This window comes from Pantoea sp. Acro-807, from assembly GCF_011752675.1.
GTDB classification, from domain to species: Bacteria; Pseudomonadota; Gammaproteobacteria; order Enterobacterales; family Enterobacteriaceae; genus Pantoea; species Pantoea eucrina.
In genome coordinates this window covers 734076-747135 of record NZ_VWXE01000001.1, presented here as the reverse complement: position 1 = coordinate 747135, position 13060 = coordinate 734076, and the positions used below count along the sequence as shown (strand labels likewise).

Here is a 13060-nt window from a genome sequence, read left to right as displayed (position 1 = left end):
ATCAGACAGAGTCTGCGCGTCATTTATAGAACTGTGGCGGGCGCGGACGTTTATTTATCGCTTTTTCTTTATGATGCTATTAACGTCAGGTATGACATTATTCCGGTCTGAGCACGGCGGCATATGGATATTTCATTTCGATTTAATTTGAAATGAAATCGGTTAATTCACTATTCATTCAGAGAGCACTTTTCAATGAGCACTGAACGCAGCGTGTTTTATATTTCAGACGGCACCGCCATTACAGCAGAAGTGCTGGGCCACGCGGTGCTCTCGCAGTTTCCGGTTGATACGCACAGCGTTACCCTGCCGTTTGTAGAAAACGTGCAGCGGGCCCAGGCGGTCAAAGCGCAGATCAACGCGCTCTGGCAGCGCAGCGGCGTGCGGCCGCTGGTCTTTTTTTCCATCGTTACGCCTGAGGTTCGCGACATCATTCTGGAGAGTGAGGGGTTTTGTCAGGATATTGTGCAGGCGCTGGTGGCTCCCCTGCAGAGTGAACTGGGCGTCTCCTCTATGCCGGTGGCACACCGCACTCACGGGCTGACCGCGAATAATCTGGGTAAATATGATGCGCGTATCGCCGCGATTGACTACACCCTGGCGCATGATGACGGGATCTCACTGCGCGGACTCGAAGATGCTCAGGTGATCCTGCTGGGCGTTTCGCGCTGTGGCAAAACCCCGACCAGCCTCTATCTTGCCATGCAGTTTGGTATTCGCGCAGCCAACTACCCCTTTATTGCCGATGATATGGATAACCTCAAGCTTCCTCCTGCGCTGCGCGCGCATCAGCACAAGCTGTTCGGGCTGACCATTGATCCGGAACGGCTGGCGGCCATTCGCCAGGAACGGGCGGAGAATACCCGCTACGCCTCGCTACGCCAGTGCCGGCTGGAAGTGGGTGAAGTGGAAGCGCTGTTCCGTACACATCAGATTCGCTACCTCAATAGTACCAACTACTCGGTCGAGGAGATTGCCACCAAAATCCTCGACATTATGGGGCTGGAGCGACATATGTACTGACTGATGCGCTAAGCGGCCCGCGTATTTATTATCTCTGTGATTTTGCTGGTTGAATTCAGGACGCATTGGTTTATTGTGAACCTCATCACTTCCCGGTATATCACCGCTGCGAAGAACCTGTTTGAGAGCCACTATGAATAAAACTGATGAACTGCGTACGGCGCGAATTGGCAGCCTGATTACGCCCGCCGCGCTGGCCAGCCAGCACCCGCTATCGTCTGATATCGCAGAGAGCGTTACGGCCGCGCGCCAGCGTATTGCGCGCATTCTGACCGGCGAGGATCCGCGCCTGCTGGTCATAATCGGGCCCTGTTCGCTGCATGACCCGCGCGCTGCGCTGGATTATGCGGCACGCCTGCAGCAGCTGCGCGAGCAGTATCAGGACCGGCTGGAAATCGTCATGCGCGCCTATTTTGAGAAACCGCGTACCGTGGTGGGCTGGAAAGGGCTGATTTCCGATCCCGACCTTGACGGCAGCTTTGATGTCAATCGCGGTATTGCTATCGCCCGCAAGCTGCTGCTGGATATCAACGCGCTGGGTCTGCCAACGGCGACTGAATTCCTCGATATGGTCATCGGCCAGTTTATAGCCGATCTCATCAGCTGGGGTGCCATTGGCGCCCGCACCACTGAAAGCCAGATCCATCGCGAAATGGCCTCTGCGCTCTCCTGCCCGGTAGGGTTTAAAAACGGCACGGACGGTAACGTACAGATCGCCGTCGACGCCATTCGTGCTGCCCGCGCCAGCCATATGTTCCTCTCGCCGGATAAAGCGGGCCAGATGACCATTTATCAGACCAGCGGCAATCCGCACGGTCATGTGATCCTGCGCGGCGGGCGTCAGCCAAACTATCATGCGGAAGATGTGGCGGCGGCGGCAGCCAGCCTGCGTGAGTTCAGCCTGTCTGAGCAGATGGTGATCGATTTCAGTCACGGCAACTGCCTTAAGCAGCATCGTCGCCAGCGTGATGTGGCGCGCGATATCGCCGCGCAGATCCGCGCCGGTTCGCGAGCGGTAGCAGGCGTTATGATTGAGAGTTTTCTGCAGGAAGGAAACCAGAAAGTGGTGGCTGGTCAGCCGCTGGTGTACGGCCAGTCGATTACCGATCCCTGCCTCGGCTGGGACGATAGCGCGGCGGTACTGGCAGAGCTGGCTGCCGCCGTCGACAGCCGTTTCTGATATCAGCTGGAGCAGCTGACCTCCAGCGTTTTACTCCACTCTGGCGGCCGCTGGCGCAATGTCGCGCTGCTGGCCGCTTCATCAAAGGGGTGCTGCAGCGCCAGATGCAGCTCTTTAAGGGCCGCAGTCTCGCCCCGCTCCACCTCTTCAATCACCTGCTGGGCAAGATAGTTGCGCAGCACGATGGCGGGGTTGGCCGCCTGCATCACCGCCTGCCGTTCGCTGTCGCTGGCCTCATCCTGCAGCAGTCGCTGCTGATAGCTGCTATACCAGCGATCAAACGCGTCGCGATCGATAAACTCATCGCGCAGCGGCGAACGCCTTTCCTGCTGTTCGGTATAGCTGAGCTGACGAAACGTAAAGGTGTAATCGCTGTGCTCATTGCTCATCAGCGCCAGCAGGTTGCTCAGAATCGTATTATCCTCTGCCTGCGGCGTCAGCAGGCCAAGTTTCGCCCGCATGCGCTCTCCCCAGACGCGCATCAGTTCAGGCTCATAGTGGCTCAGCGCCTGCTTCAGCTGCTCCGTGGTCAGCAATCCCGACAGCGCGTGCGCCAGCCGGTTGAGGTTCCACAGGCCAACCGTCGGCTGATTATTAAACGCATAGCGCCCCTGATAGTCACTGTGGTTGCAGATAAAGGCGGGATCGTACTCATCAAGAAAGCCGTAAGGACCGTAATCCAGCGTCAGGCCGAGAATCGACATGTTATCTGTGTTCATCACTCCGTGAGCAAAGCCTGCGCTCTGCCACAGTGCGATCAGGCGGGCGGTACGTTTTGCCACATCCGTGAACCACAGCAGATAGCGATCCGGTTCCGCCTCAAGGTGCGGCCAGTGATGACGAATCGCATAGTCTGCCAGCTGGCGTACTTTATCCGTCTCCCCTGCGTAATAGAAGTGTTCAAAGTGACCAAAACGCAGATGGCTCTCCGCAATACGCATCAGCATCGCGCCGCGCTCCTGCGTTTCGCGCAGCACCGGTTCGTCACCGATGGCCAGCGCCAGGGCGCGCGTCCCGGGAATACCCAAATGGTGTAACGCTTCTGAAGCGAGAAACTCCCGCACGCTTGAGCGGATCACCGCCCGTCCATCTCCCATGCGGGAATAAGGGGTTAAGCCTGCGCCTTTCAGATGCCAGTCCAGCTTGCGCCCATCTTCCAGCTGCTGCTCACCCAGCAGCAGGCCGCGTCCGTCACCCAGCTGCCCGGCCCAGACGCCAAACTGATGGCCGCTATACACCTGAGCGAGCGGAGCCATGCCTGGCAGCAGCGCCTGACCGCTCCATACGCCGTGGCCGTCGCCGGCAAACAGCTCCGCATCCAGCGCCATTTCCGCCGCCAGCGGCGCATTATGATAGAGGAGACGCCCTCCCGCCAGCGGCGTGGGCTGCAGCGATGTGTAATATCCGGTCAGCTCCTGCTGCCAGCTATTGATAAATTGCATATATACTCCAGAGGTGCTTAATAATGCAGCACCAGGATAGCGTGTAGAGAGTAAAGGATAGTCTGGCACGGGGCGCCCGGGAAAAACAGCGCCTGAATTACTGCTGCGAGGGTGTGGTCTGCGTCAGAAAAGGAGTGATGAGATCTTCTAACCGTTCCGCTTTAACCACCGGGAACACGTTACCCTGAATATGCACGCCGCTCAGATCGCTGACTTTGCTCAGCAGGCGCGCATCATCGATACCAGAAATAATAATTTGCTGCGTATAGCCGCTGAAATTATCGATAACCGTCTGCATAAAAGGGATAAAGGAGGCGCGCTTCGCCAGATTCTGGATAAATAATTTATCCAGCTTCAGGACGCTAAACAGCGAATCATAGACTGCCGTTGCCGGGGCTTTGCCAGCTCCGAATTGTGAAAGCGATAAACGGAATTGATGATTAAGTCGGGATAAAACCGGATGCGCTTTGCCGGCAGATAATTGCGGAAACGTTTCGCTGATATCCATTACGATAAATGGCAGCTGTTTAAATTTCCTTAACAGAATTTCACTCTCTAACAGCGTTTCAGCCAGCGATTCGTCAATTCTCATTAGCGCATCAACATGATTACGCTCAAAGAAAGCGCGGTGCTTTTCCAGGATTAAAAGCTGAGCCTGCAGCAGCCTTAACTGCTGACTGGCATCGAGCTGCGGCAACAGTAAATCCTGTGGCAACGTAATTGGCGCACTGTCATGAACAAATTGTGTAACCAGCTCAACCGCAGTGAGCTGGCCCTCCAGCGTATAAGCCGGATAAAACCAGGTTTCCGACTGATAGTCGGCCGAAATATGGACTTTCATTTTTTACAGCCAGAGGCAGTGGCAATGAAGGCATCGTATATCAATGAAAAGAGTCAGGCAATAGCACCAAACGCCGGAAGAGAAGGTGTTTTAGCGCCTAATGCAAGCTATTAATCATTAAATTATACTTAAGCCAAATACGCCGTGTTAATATCCACAATGATAAAATCTTTAGCTCTATTTTTAGTAGTAATTTGTCAGGTGGTAAAGTACCAATTTTAATGAGAGCTTTATTTCAGCAAAAAAAGAACCCATTGTGCGAATTAAGCTCTCTTTTCGCCGCGCTATTTCATTCATCCAGAATGCAACTTGTCATATTCTGCGCGCCTGCCAGAAGACCCTCTGCCAGTAAACATTATTGAGCGAAGAGCGAATAACGCCTTTGCTGGTAGAGGCGTGTATAAAGGTGTTGTTGCTGGCATATATACCGACATGCAGCCCGTTTTCGCCGCTGCCGGTTTTGAAAAACAGCAGATCGCCAGGCAGCAAATCACGTGGATCGATACGGTTGCCGATTTTTGTCTGAGCGCGTGTGGAGCGTGGCAGCGCGATGTCAAAGCGATCGCGGAACGTCAGCAGGACAAAGCCGGAGCAGTCAACCCCACGCGGACTGAGGCCACCATAGCGGTACGGCGTGCCCTGCCAGCGGCTGAGCTGATAGTTGAGCCGGGTCTGCACTGCGGCAGGATCTGAGAGACGGGAATCAGGCGGAGGCGCATGATGACTGCACCCTGTGACCATCAGCACGAATAGCAGAATAAGTAACCGCATAGCCTGTTCCCTGTCAGCCCGATCCGGCAGACACTGTAGCCGTAAACGCGCGCGGTGTGCAAGTCAGGAGAGCAGCAGCAGACGCCCCTGCGGTGTATCCACCTCTGTCAACTCTGTCTGAAACAGCGGCGCAAGCCGGGCGGCCGTCAGCACCTCATGCGCCCTGCCCTGATATTTCAGCTCTCCCTGATGCAGCAACCAGACGCGATCCGCGTAGCGCAGCGTATGATTCAGGTCGTGACTGCTGGTGATCACGCCGATGCCGGCGGCGCAAAGCTGCTGCAGAAGCCGGGTGACGCCCTGCTGCTGCGCCACATCCAGCGCGCTCATCGGCTCATCGAGCAGCAGCAGGCTGCCCTGCGGATTGATGTCAGGATGGATTTGCAGTATCACCGCCAGCAGGCGCACCCGCTGCCACTCCCCTCCGGAGAGCTGCGTCAGAGCGCTCTCCAGCTTATGATGCAGACTCAGCTGCGACAGCAAACGCGCCAGCACGTTATTCAGCTCTGTGCCAGCACCACGCGGCAGATGCATCTGCAGGTAGTGCCAGACCGGCATCGCGCCGGGCGCAGGCTGCTGCTGAGGCAGCCAGCCACGCTGCTGAGCCAGCGCCTCTCCTGACAGCGCAGCAACAGCGGTGCCGTTAAGCAGCAGCTCTCCGCGCGGAGTCGCAAGACCGCTGAGCGCCTCCAGCAGGGTGCTCTTTCCGGCGCCGTTAGCGCCCACCAGATGTACCCACTCCCCGCGCGCGAGAGCGAGATCCAGCGGCGCCAGCCGGCCGGGGCAGCTCAGACCGTGACACGCCAGCAGCATGTCAGGCGGTCAGCGCCTGCTCAATACGCTTAAGCACCTGCGGCGCATCCGGAGCCATATCGGGTGAAAAACGGGCGATAATGTTACCCTGTTTATCGACCAGGAACTTCTCGAAGTTCCACAGGATATCGCCGGGTTCTGCCGGCGCCCGGCCTTTCGCTATCATACGCTCAAGAAAACCGCTCTCCTCCGGACGTTCAGCTTCCGGCTGGGCGCTGACCAGCGTGCGATAGAGCGGATGGCGCTGCGCGCCGTTAACGTCCGTCTTATCAAACAGAGGAAACGTCACGCCATACGTGGTGCTGCAAAACGTCCGGATCTCTTCGTTAGTGCCCGGCTCCTGCTCCAGGAACTGGTTGCAGGGAAAGCCCAGCACGCTAAAGCCTCGCGCCTGAAACGCTTTATGGAGTGACTCAAGCTGCTCATACTGCGGCGTCAGTCCGCAGCGGGAGGCGACGTTCACTACCAGCAGTACGCGGTCACGCCAGGCCTCCAGCGTAGTGGCGGTACCATCAAGGGTTTTCAGCGGGATCTGATACAACGTCATGGTGTTCTCCTGTGTCCGTCAGATAACGCCAGCCGCAGCTAGCGTGAAGATTTTACTAAAAGCAGAATAAACAGCGGTGCGCCCAGCGTCGCGGTCACCACGCCTATCGGCAGCTCAGCAGAGGTCAGCAGCAGCCGCGCAAGAATATCCGCCGCCAGCAGCACTGCCGCACCCGCCAGTGCTGCTGCAGGCAGCAGATAGCGATGATCGCTGATGCCGCTCAGCCGCAGAAGATGCGGGACAACCAGCCCGACAAAGCCGATCGCCCCCGCCAGCGCCACGCTGACGCCTGTCAGCCAGCCCATGGCCAGCACCAGCAGGTTACGCCACAGCTGCAGCGGTAAGCCGAGCTGCCGCGCAGACGTCTCGCCCAGCGCCAGCAGATTCAGCGTGCGCGCACTGCACAGCAGCGCGGCGATTACCGGCATCAGGCTGAGTATCAGCCAGCCATAGCGCCAGTCAACGCCGCCAAAGCCTCCCATCATCCAGTACATCAGCTGACGCAGGTCGAGCGTGGTACTGAAGTAGACTGCCCACGTCATCACAGCGCTGCAGATAATACCCAGCGCCACACCGGTAAGCAGTAAGCGACTGCTGGCGAGCTGACGATGGGCAAAATGCAGCAGGATCAGCGTAATTGCCAGGGCGCCAGCCATCGCCGCCAGCGCCAGGCTCCACAGGGAGCCGCTGCCGAGCAGCACGCCCAGTACTACTCCCACGCCGGCACCGTTAGAGACGCCGAGCAGTCCCGGCTCAGCCAGCGGATTTGTAAACAGCGCCTGCATAACGGTACCGCAGAGCGCCAGCGCGGCGCCTGTCGCAATAACGGCCAGCGTACGCGGCAGACGGATCTGCCAGACAAACAGCTCGCCCTGCGGGGTAAACCATTCGGCAGGCAGCAGCCAGCGCTCGCCGGCACACAGGCTGAGCAGGCTGAGCAGCAACAGCAGCGCGGCGAGCAGCAGCAGTGTACGCCGGCTACGGCGACCGGTCTGACGGGCAAGCTGATCGAGCAGAGTCATAAGCGAGGCAGTTAAGCAGGAGAATGTCACGATTGTAGAGGGATTATGGCAAAAAGAAAGCCATCCCCTGCAGGCTGGCACAGTAATAAAAAAGGCCGCTGAGCGGCCTTTTTATCATACTGAAATCAGTCAGCATCCTTCGGTGACGCGTTTTCAACGCGGCTTTTCAGCTTTTGCCCCGGACGGAAGGTCACCACACGGCGCGCGGTGATAGGAATATCCTCTCCCGTTTTCGGGTTACGGCCCGGACGCTGGTTTTTGTCGCGCAGATCAAAGTTACCAAATCCGGACAGCTTAACCTGTTCTCCATTTTCCAGCGCGCGGCGAACTTCTTCGAAAAAAAGCTCGACCAACTCTTTGGCGTCGCGTTTGCTCAACCCGAGTTTTTCAAACAGATATTCTGACATTTCAGCTTTTGTAAGCGCCATAGGTTCAATCCCTCAAGGTTGCCTGGAATCGCTCTTTTAATGCTGCTACACATCTGGCAACGGTCGCAGCAATCTCCTCTTCTTCGAGTGTCCGGCTGGTATCCTGCAAAATCAGGCTAATCGCAAGGCTCTTTTCGCCTTCGTTCACGCCTTTACCACGGTACACGTCAAACAAGTTTACGCCAACTACCTGATTTACGCCAACTTTCTTACACTCTGCGATGATATCTGCTGCAGGGACGCTTTCTGCCACCACAACAGCGATATCACGGCGGTTAGCCGGGAAGCGTGAAATCTCACGCGCGTCAGGCAGGACGCGGTCTGCAACCTTATTCCAAAGCAGTTCAAACACTAAGGTACGACCGTTGAGATCCAGCTTGCGTTCCAGCTCCGGGTGAACCACCCCGATAAATCCGATTTGTTCATTGTCCAGCCAGATAGCCGCTGTTTGTCCGGGATGCAGCGCCGGATTGGCAGCCGCGCGGAATGAAATCGCTTCAGATTTGCCGGTTAATTCCAGCAGCGACTCTAAATCGCCTTTCAAATCATAGAAGTCAACCGGCTGACGCGCCAGATCCCAGTGCTCTTCGTCACGATGACCGCTGATTACGCCCGCCAGCATAAGATCCTGGCGAATGCCGAGATCGGCCTGCGTATCAGGCACAAAGCGCAGACCGCTCTCGAACAGGCGCACACGCCCCTGCTGGCGATTCTGGTTGTAAACCACTGAGCTGAGCAGACCGGTCCAGAGTGACAGGCGCATTGCTGACATATCGCTGGAGATAGGGCTTGGCAGGATAAGCGCCTCTTCCCCCGGATGCAGCAGCTGCTGCACTTTAGGATCGACAAAGCTGTAGGTGATCGCTTCCTGATAGCCTTTGTCTGTCAGCAGCGTTTTCGCCCGCTTCAGCGACAGGCTGGCTTCACGATGCTGCGTCATAATCAGGCTGGCTTTTACCGGCACATCAGGGATGTTGTTGTAGCCGTAAACGCGGGCAACCTCTTCAACCAGATCTTCCTCAATCGCCATATCAAAACGCCAGCTCGGTGCCACCGCTTTCCACTCGCCTTCGCCCTGCGTGACCTCGCAGCCGAGACGGGTCAGGATATCTGTCACCTGTTCGTCGGCGATAACGTGGCCAATCAGGCGATCGAGTTTTGTACGGCGCAGCGTAATCGTGGCGCGCGGCGGCAGTTTACAGGCATCAGTCTGATCGATAACCGGACCGGCTTCACCACCGCAGATATCCAGCAGCAGGCGGGTCGCACGTTCAATCGCTGTATGCTGCAGCGCCGGATCGACACCACGCTCATAGCGATGTGACGCATCAGTATGCAGTCCGTGGCGGCGTGCGCGGCCGGTAATGGCCAGCGGATCAAAGTAGGCGCACTCAAACAGCACGTTACGTGTCGCTTCATTTACGCCTGAGTGCTCACCGCCAAAAATACCGCCCATCGCCAGCGCCTGCTGGTGATCGGCAATAACCAGCGTGTCATTCTGCAATTTTGCTTCGGTGCCATCCAGCAGGGTCAGCGTCTCATTCTCCTGCGCCATACGCACCACAATGCCGCCGCTGATGCGGTCGAGATCGAAGGCGTGCATCGGCTGACCCAGCTCAAGCAGCACATAGTTAGTGACATCGACCACCGGGTCAATTGAGCGAATGCCGCAGCGGCGCAGTTTCTCACGCATCCAGAGCGGCGTTTCAGCTTTGACATTGATACCTTTAATTACGCGTCCCAGGTAGCGCGGACAGGCGTCGGTAGCGTCGATGCGGATTGGGAATGTATCGGTAATGGTCGCCGCAACCGGTTCTGCTGCAGGCGCCGTCAGCGGCAGTCCGTTAACCACGGCCACATCACGCGCCACGCCGGCGATGCTCAGACAGTCCGCACGGTTTGGCGTCACGCTGATCTCGATAGTATTGTCATCCAGCTTCAGGTAGTCGCGAATGTCGCATCCTACTGGCGCATCGGCTGGCAGTTCGATAATACCGTTGTGATCGTCGGAAATACCCAGCTCTGAGAAGGAGCAGAGCATGCCTTCAGAAGGCTCGCCGCGCAGTTTGGCCGCTTTGATTTTGAAATCACCTGGCAGTACGGCACCCACGGTAGCCACTGCCACTTTCAGTCCCTGGCGGCAGTTAGGCGCGCCGCAGACGATATCCAGCAGACGATCGCCGCCGACATTGATTTTGGTTACGCGCAGTTTATCCGCGTTCGGGTGCTGGCCGCACTCCACCACTTCACCCACGACTACGCCATGAAACGCGCCGGCAACGGGATCAACACCATCAACCTCAAGGCCTGCCATGGTGATCTGTTCAGACAGCGCAGCGCTGTCCAGGGCTGGATTTACCCATTCGCGTAACCAGAGTTCACTGAATTTCATTGGATAACCTGCCCTTATTTAAATTGTTTGAGGAAACGTAAATCATTTTCGAAGAAAGCACGCAGATCGGTGACGCCATAGCGCAGCATGGTCAGACGTTCCATTCCCATACCAAAGGCGAAGCCGGAGTAAATTTCCGGATCGATGCCGACGTTACGCAGTACATTCGGATGCACCATGCCGCAGCCCAGTACTTCCAGCCATTTGCCATTTTTGCCCATTACATCCACTTCCGCTGAAGGTTCAGTAAAGGGGAAGTAGCTCGGGCGGAAGCGGATCTGCAGATTCTCTTCAAAGAAGTTATTCAGGAAATCGTGCAGCGTTCCTTTCAGGTTGGTAAAGCTGATGTCTTTATCGACAATCAGGCCTTCCATCTGGTGGAACATCGGCGTGTGGGTCTGATCGTAATCATTACGGTAAACGCGGCCCGGCGCGATAATGCGGATCGGCGGCTGCTGATTTTTCATGGTGCGGATCTGCACGCCTGAGGTCTGCGTACGCAGCAGGCGCGTGGCATCAAACCAGAAGGTGTCATGATCGGCGCGGGCCGGATGGTGACCCGGAATATTCAGCGCGTCGAAGTTATGATAGTCATCTTCAATTTCCGGTCCGGTCACCACGGCAAAACCCAGCTCGCCGAAAAAGTTTTCGATGCGGTCAATGGTGCGCGTTACCGGATGCAGACCGCCGTTTTCGCTGCGGCGTCCGGGCAGTGAGACATCAATCGTTTCTGCCGCCAGGCGCGCATTCAGCGCCGCACTCTCCAGCGTATTTTTACGGGCGTTAAGATGATCCTGTACCTGCTGTTTTGCTTCGTTAATCACCGCACCTGCCGCCGGGCGCTCTTCAGCCGGCAGTTCACGCAGGGTGGTCATCTGCAGGGTAAGGTGCCCTTTTTTACCCAGAAATTCGACGCGTACAGCGTCCAGAGCGGCGATATCCGACGCCTCGTCGATGGCGGCCGTGGCACGGGCCACCAGGTCTGCGAGTTGGGACATGATTTCCTCTTCTTCCAGCCGGGCTGGTCAGTTCTTGTTGGGATCCGGGATCCGATTAAGTCTCGCCAGAAACAAAAAAGCCTCCACGAGGGAGGCTTTCAGCGCGATTTTTCGTTTCTTTTCTTATGCGCACAAGCCCCTGATGTTCAGGCGCTAAAGTAAAAAAAGAAACGGAAAAGAGCAGCGTGCATGCTTGCATTACCTTGAGAAAATTAAAAACCGCCCTATTGAAATGCCCGGCGGCGAAAATGTCAATCTTTTGCGTGAGTTGCAGGTAATAAAAAAGGGAGCAAGCTCCCTTTTTTACCTGACTTACGCCAGAGCTGATTTCGCTTTTTCTACCAGAGCAGCGAAGGCTGCTTTGTCGAATACAGCGATGTCAGCCAGGATTTTACGGTCAATCTCAATGGACGCTTTTTTCAGGCCATTGATGAAACGGCTGTAAGACATACCGTTCTGACGCGCCGCTGCGTTGATACGCGCGATCCACAGCTGACGGAACTGACGCTTACGCTGACGACGGTCGCGGTAAGCATACTGACCAGCTTTGATAACAGCCTGGAAAGCAACGCGGTAAACACGTGAACGTGCACCGTAGTAGCCTTTAGCTTGTTTTAAGATTTTTTTGTGACGTGCGCGAGCAATTACACCACGTTTTACGCGAGCCATGAGCTCTCCTTAATCATATTCTGTTTTGCCGGTGCTCTGCTGGCGATAAGCCTTACAGCGCGACGGGCGAATTAAAAAAATTTACTTATGCGTACGGCAGGCAGGCAATAACCAGACCCAGATCGCCTTTAGACACCAGGCCTTTTGGACGCAGGTGACGTTTACGCTTGGTAGACTTTTTGGTCAGAATATGACGCAGGTTTGCGTGCTTACGCTTGAAGCCGCCAGAGGCGGTCTTCTTGAAGCGCTTAGCCGCGCCACGTACAGTTTTAATCTTTGGCATTTTTACAAATATCCACTTCGCATTGTTAAAAAAATGAACCAGACAGGCGAATGATCCCGCACAGCGCGAACGCTGCGCGGCATCATTACTTGAAAGCCTACTGTTTCTTCTTAGGTGCGAGCACCATAATCATCTGGCGGCCTTCGATCTTCGAAGGGAAGGACTCGACCACTGCCAGATCGATATCTTCACACAGATCTTTACGGACGCGGTTAAGCACTTCCATACCGATCTGCTGGTGCGCCATCTCACGACCACGGAAACGCAGCGTGATTTTGGCTTTATCGCCCTCTTCCAGAAAGCGCATCAGGCTGCGGAGTTTTACCTGATAGTCGCCATCATCGGTACCAGGACGGAATTTAATTTCCTTAACCTGGATAACTTTCTGCTTCTTCTTCTGTTCCTTAGAAGACTTACTCTTTTCATAAAGGAACTTGCCGTAATCCATAATACGGCATACCGGCGGTTCGGCGTTCGGGCTGATTTCAACTAAATCTACGCCAGCTTCTTCAGCTTTCTCAATCGCTTCGCGTAGAGAGACAATGCCAAGTTGCTCGCCGTCAACGCCAGTGAGGCGCACTTCGGTGGCTCGGATTTCGCCGTTAATACGGTTTGGACGCGTCGGTTGTACTCGTTTTCCGCCTTTAATAA

General features: G+C 56.0%; 15 protein-coding genes and 1 other annotated feature. Of the genes, 2 read left to right on the top strand and 13 right to left on the bottom strand.

The genetic code is table 11. The annotated features are described in order from the left end of the window. Nucleotides 1-195 precede the first annotated feature (195 nt). Together F3J39_RS03615 and F3J39_RS03610 are read left to right on the top strand one after the other, a co-directional pair. Nucleotides 196-1023 (top strand): pyruvate, water dikinase regulatory protein, encoded by an 828-nt coding sequence (locus tag F3J39_RS03615; protein WP_039384092.1) that lies wholly within the window; start codon nucleotides 196-198, stop codon nucleotides 1021-1023. 133 nt (nucleotides 1024-1156) lie between these two features. Next, nucleotides 1157-2203 carry a 3-deoxy-7-phosphoheptulonate synthase gene (locus F3J39_RS03610; RefSeq protein ID WP_039384089.1) on the top strand — a complete coding sequence of 349 codons (1047 nt, stop codon included), beginning with the start codon at nucleotides 1157-1159 and terminating at the stop codon, nucleotides 2201-2203. Nucleotides 2204-2205: 2 nt separating this feature from the next. Here F3J39_RS03610 and F3J39_RS03605 read toward each other — a convergent pair whose 3' ends face one another. The 13 genes from F3J39_RS03605 to infC all read right to left on the bottom strand — a co-directional run bounded on the left by F3J39_RS03605 (nucleotide 2206) and on the right by infC (nucleotide 13058). Then, nucleotides 2206-3645, bottom strand: coding sequence for a protein adenylyltransferase SelO (locus tag F3J39_RS03605; RefSeq protein WP_071668770.1), 1440 nt, complete (start codon nucleotides 3643-3645; stop codon nucleotides 2206-2208). Nucleotides 3646-3742: 97 nt separating this feature from the next. Next, nucleotides 3743-4486 carry an EAL domain-containing protein gene (locus tag F3J39_RS03600; RefSeq protein WP_039384082.1) on the bottom strand — a complete coding sequence of 248 codons (744 nt, stop codon included), beginning with the start codon at nucleotides 4484-4486 and terminating at the stop codon, nucleotides 3743-3745. Between the two features lie 312 nt (nucleotides 4487-4798). Further along, nucleotides 4799-5257 (bottom strand): NlpC/P60 family protein, encoded by a 459-nt coding sequence (locus F3J39_RS03595; protein WP_039384078.1) that lies wholly within the window; start codon nucleotides 5255-5257, stop codon nucleotides 4799-4801. A 63-nt stretch (nucleotides 5258-5320) separates the two neighbouring features. Next, nucleotides 5321-6070, bottom strand: coding sequence for a vitamin B12 ABC transporter ATP-binding protein BtuD (gene btuD, locus F3J39_RS03590; RefSeq protein ID WP_104084797.1), 750 nt, complete (start codon nucleotides 6068-6070; stop codon nucleotides 5321-5323). Between the two features lies 1 nt (nucleotide 6071). Then, nucleotides 6072-6617: a glutathione peroxidase gene (locus F3J39_RS03585; protein ID WP_039384072.1), complete on the bottom strand. Its 546-nt coding sequence runs from the start codon at nucleotides 6615-6617 to the stop codon at nucleotides 6072-6074. 38 nt (nucleotides 6618-6655) lie between these two features. Then, complete coding sequence (gene btuC, locus F3J39_RS03580; RefSeq protein ID WP_039384070.1) at nucleotides 6656-7639, bottom strand: vitamin B12 ABC transporter permease BtuC; 984 nt, start codon at nucleotides 7637-7639, stop codon at nucleotides 6656-6658. Nucleotides 7640-7764: 125 nt separating this feature from the next. Beyond that, nucleotides 7765-8067, bottom strand: a complete 303-nt coding sequence (gene ihfA, locus F3J39_RS03575) for an integration host factor subunit alpha (protein WP_021506246.1) — start codon at nucleotides 8065-8067, stop codon at nucleotides 7765-7767. A gap of 4 nt (nucleotides 8068-8071) precedes the next feature. After that, nucleotides 8072-10459, bottom strand: a complete 2388-nt coding sequence (pheT, locus tag F3J39_RS03570) for a phenylalanine--tRNA ligase subunit beta (protein WP_039384067.1) — start codon at nucleotides 10457-10459, stop codon at nucleotides 8072-8074. 14 nt (nucleotides 10460-10473) lie between these two features. Then, complete coding sequence (pheS, locus tag F3J39_RS03565) at nucleotides 10474-11457, bottom strand: phenylalanine--tRNA ligase subunit alpha (protein WP_039384066.1); 984 nt, start codon at nucleotides 11455-11457, stop codon at nucleotides 10474-10476. A gap of 70 nt (nucleotides 11458-11527) precedes the next feature. Next, nucleotides 11528-11653: a sequence feature (Phe leader region), on the bottom strand. Then, complete coding sequence (gene pheM, locus F3J39_RS03560; RefSeq protein WP_139074214.1) at nucleotides 11604-11648, bottom strand: pheST operon leader peptide PheM; 45 nt, start codon at nucleotides 11646-11648, stop codon at nucleotides 11604-11606. It overlaps the preceding feature by 45 nt. Nucleotides 11654-11769: 116 nt before the next feature. Next, a complete protein-coding gene (gene rplT / locus F3J39_RS03555; protein WP_039384062.1) occupies nucleotides 11770-12126 on the bottom strand; it encodes a 50S ribosomal protein L20 in 357 nt (118 codons plus the stop codon). An 85-nt stretch (nucleotides 12127-12211) separates the two neighbouring features. Further along, entirely contained in the window at nucleotides 12212-12409 is a 198-nt protein-coding gene (gene rpmI, locus F3J39_RS03550) for a 50S ribosomal protein L35 (protein ID WP_010275699.1), read from the bottom strand. A gap of 97 nt (nucleotides 12410-12506) precedes the next feature. Further along, nucleotides 12507-13058 carry a translation initiation factor IF-3 gene (gene infC, locus F3J39_RS03545; protein WP_039384061.1) on the bottom strand — a complete coding sequence of 184 codons (552 nt, stop codon included), beginning with the start codon at nucleotides 13056-13058 and terminating at the stop codon, nucleotides 12507-12509. Nucleotides 13059-13060: the final 2 nt, after the last annotated feature.

Excerpts from the sequence above, each read along its gene's own strand:
- rplT (WP_039384062.1), bottom strand. The coding sequence starts at position 12,126 with ATGGCTCGCGTAAAACGTGGTGTAATTGCTCGCGCACGTCACAAAAAA.
- pheS (WP_039384066.1), bottom strand. The coding sequence starts at position 11,457 with ATGTCCCAACTCGCAGACCTGGTGGCCCGTGCCACGGCCGCCATCGAC.
- F3J39_RS03595 (WP_039384078.1), bottom strand. The coding sequence starts at position 5,257 with ATGCGGTTACTTATTCTGCTATTCGTGCTGATGGTCACAGGGTGCAGT.
- pheT (WP_039384067.1), bottom strand. The coding sequence starts at position 10,459 with ATGAAATTCAGTGAACTCTGGTTACGCGAATGGGTAAATCCAGCCCTG.
- F3J39_RS03615 (WP_039384092.1), top strand. The coding sequence starts at position 196 with ATGAGCACTGAACGCAGCGTGTTTTATATTTCAGACGGCACCGCCATT.
- ihfA (WP_021506246.1), bottom strand. The coding sequence starts at position 8,067 with ATGGCGCTTACAAAAGCTGAAATGTCAGAATATCTGTTTGAAAAACTC.
- F3J39_RS03610 (WP_039384089.1), top strand. The coding sequence starts at position 1,157 with ATGAATAAAACTGATGAACTGCGTACGGCGCGAATTGGCAGCCTGATT.
- F3J39_RS03605 (WP_071668770.1), bottom strand. The coding sequence starts at position 3,645 with ATGCAATTTATCAATAGCTGGCAGCAGGAGCTGACCGGATATTACACA.
- rpmI (WP_010275699.1), bottom strand. The coding sequence starts at position 12,409 with ATGCCAAAGATTAAAACTGTACGTGGCGCGGCTAAGCGCTTCAAGAAG.
- btuC (WP_039384070.1), bottom strand. The coding sequence starts at position 7,639 with ATGACTCTGCTCGATCAGCTTGCCCGTCAGACCGGTCGCCGTAGCCGG.
- F3J39_RS03600 (WP_039384082.1), bottom strand. The coding sequence starts at position 4,486 with ATGAAAGTCCATATTTCGGCCGACTATCAGTCGGAAACCTGGTTTTAT.
- btuD (WP_104084797.1), bottom strand. The coding sequence starts at position 6,070 with ATGCTGCTGGCGTGTCACGGTCTGAGCTGCCCCGGCCGGCTGGCGCCG.
- F3J39_RS03585 (WP_039384072.1), bottom strand. The coding sequence starts at position 6,617 with ATGACGTTGTATCAGATCCCGCTGAAAACCCTTGATGGTACCGCCACT.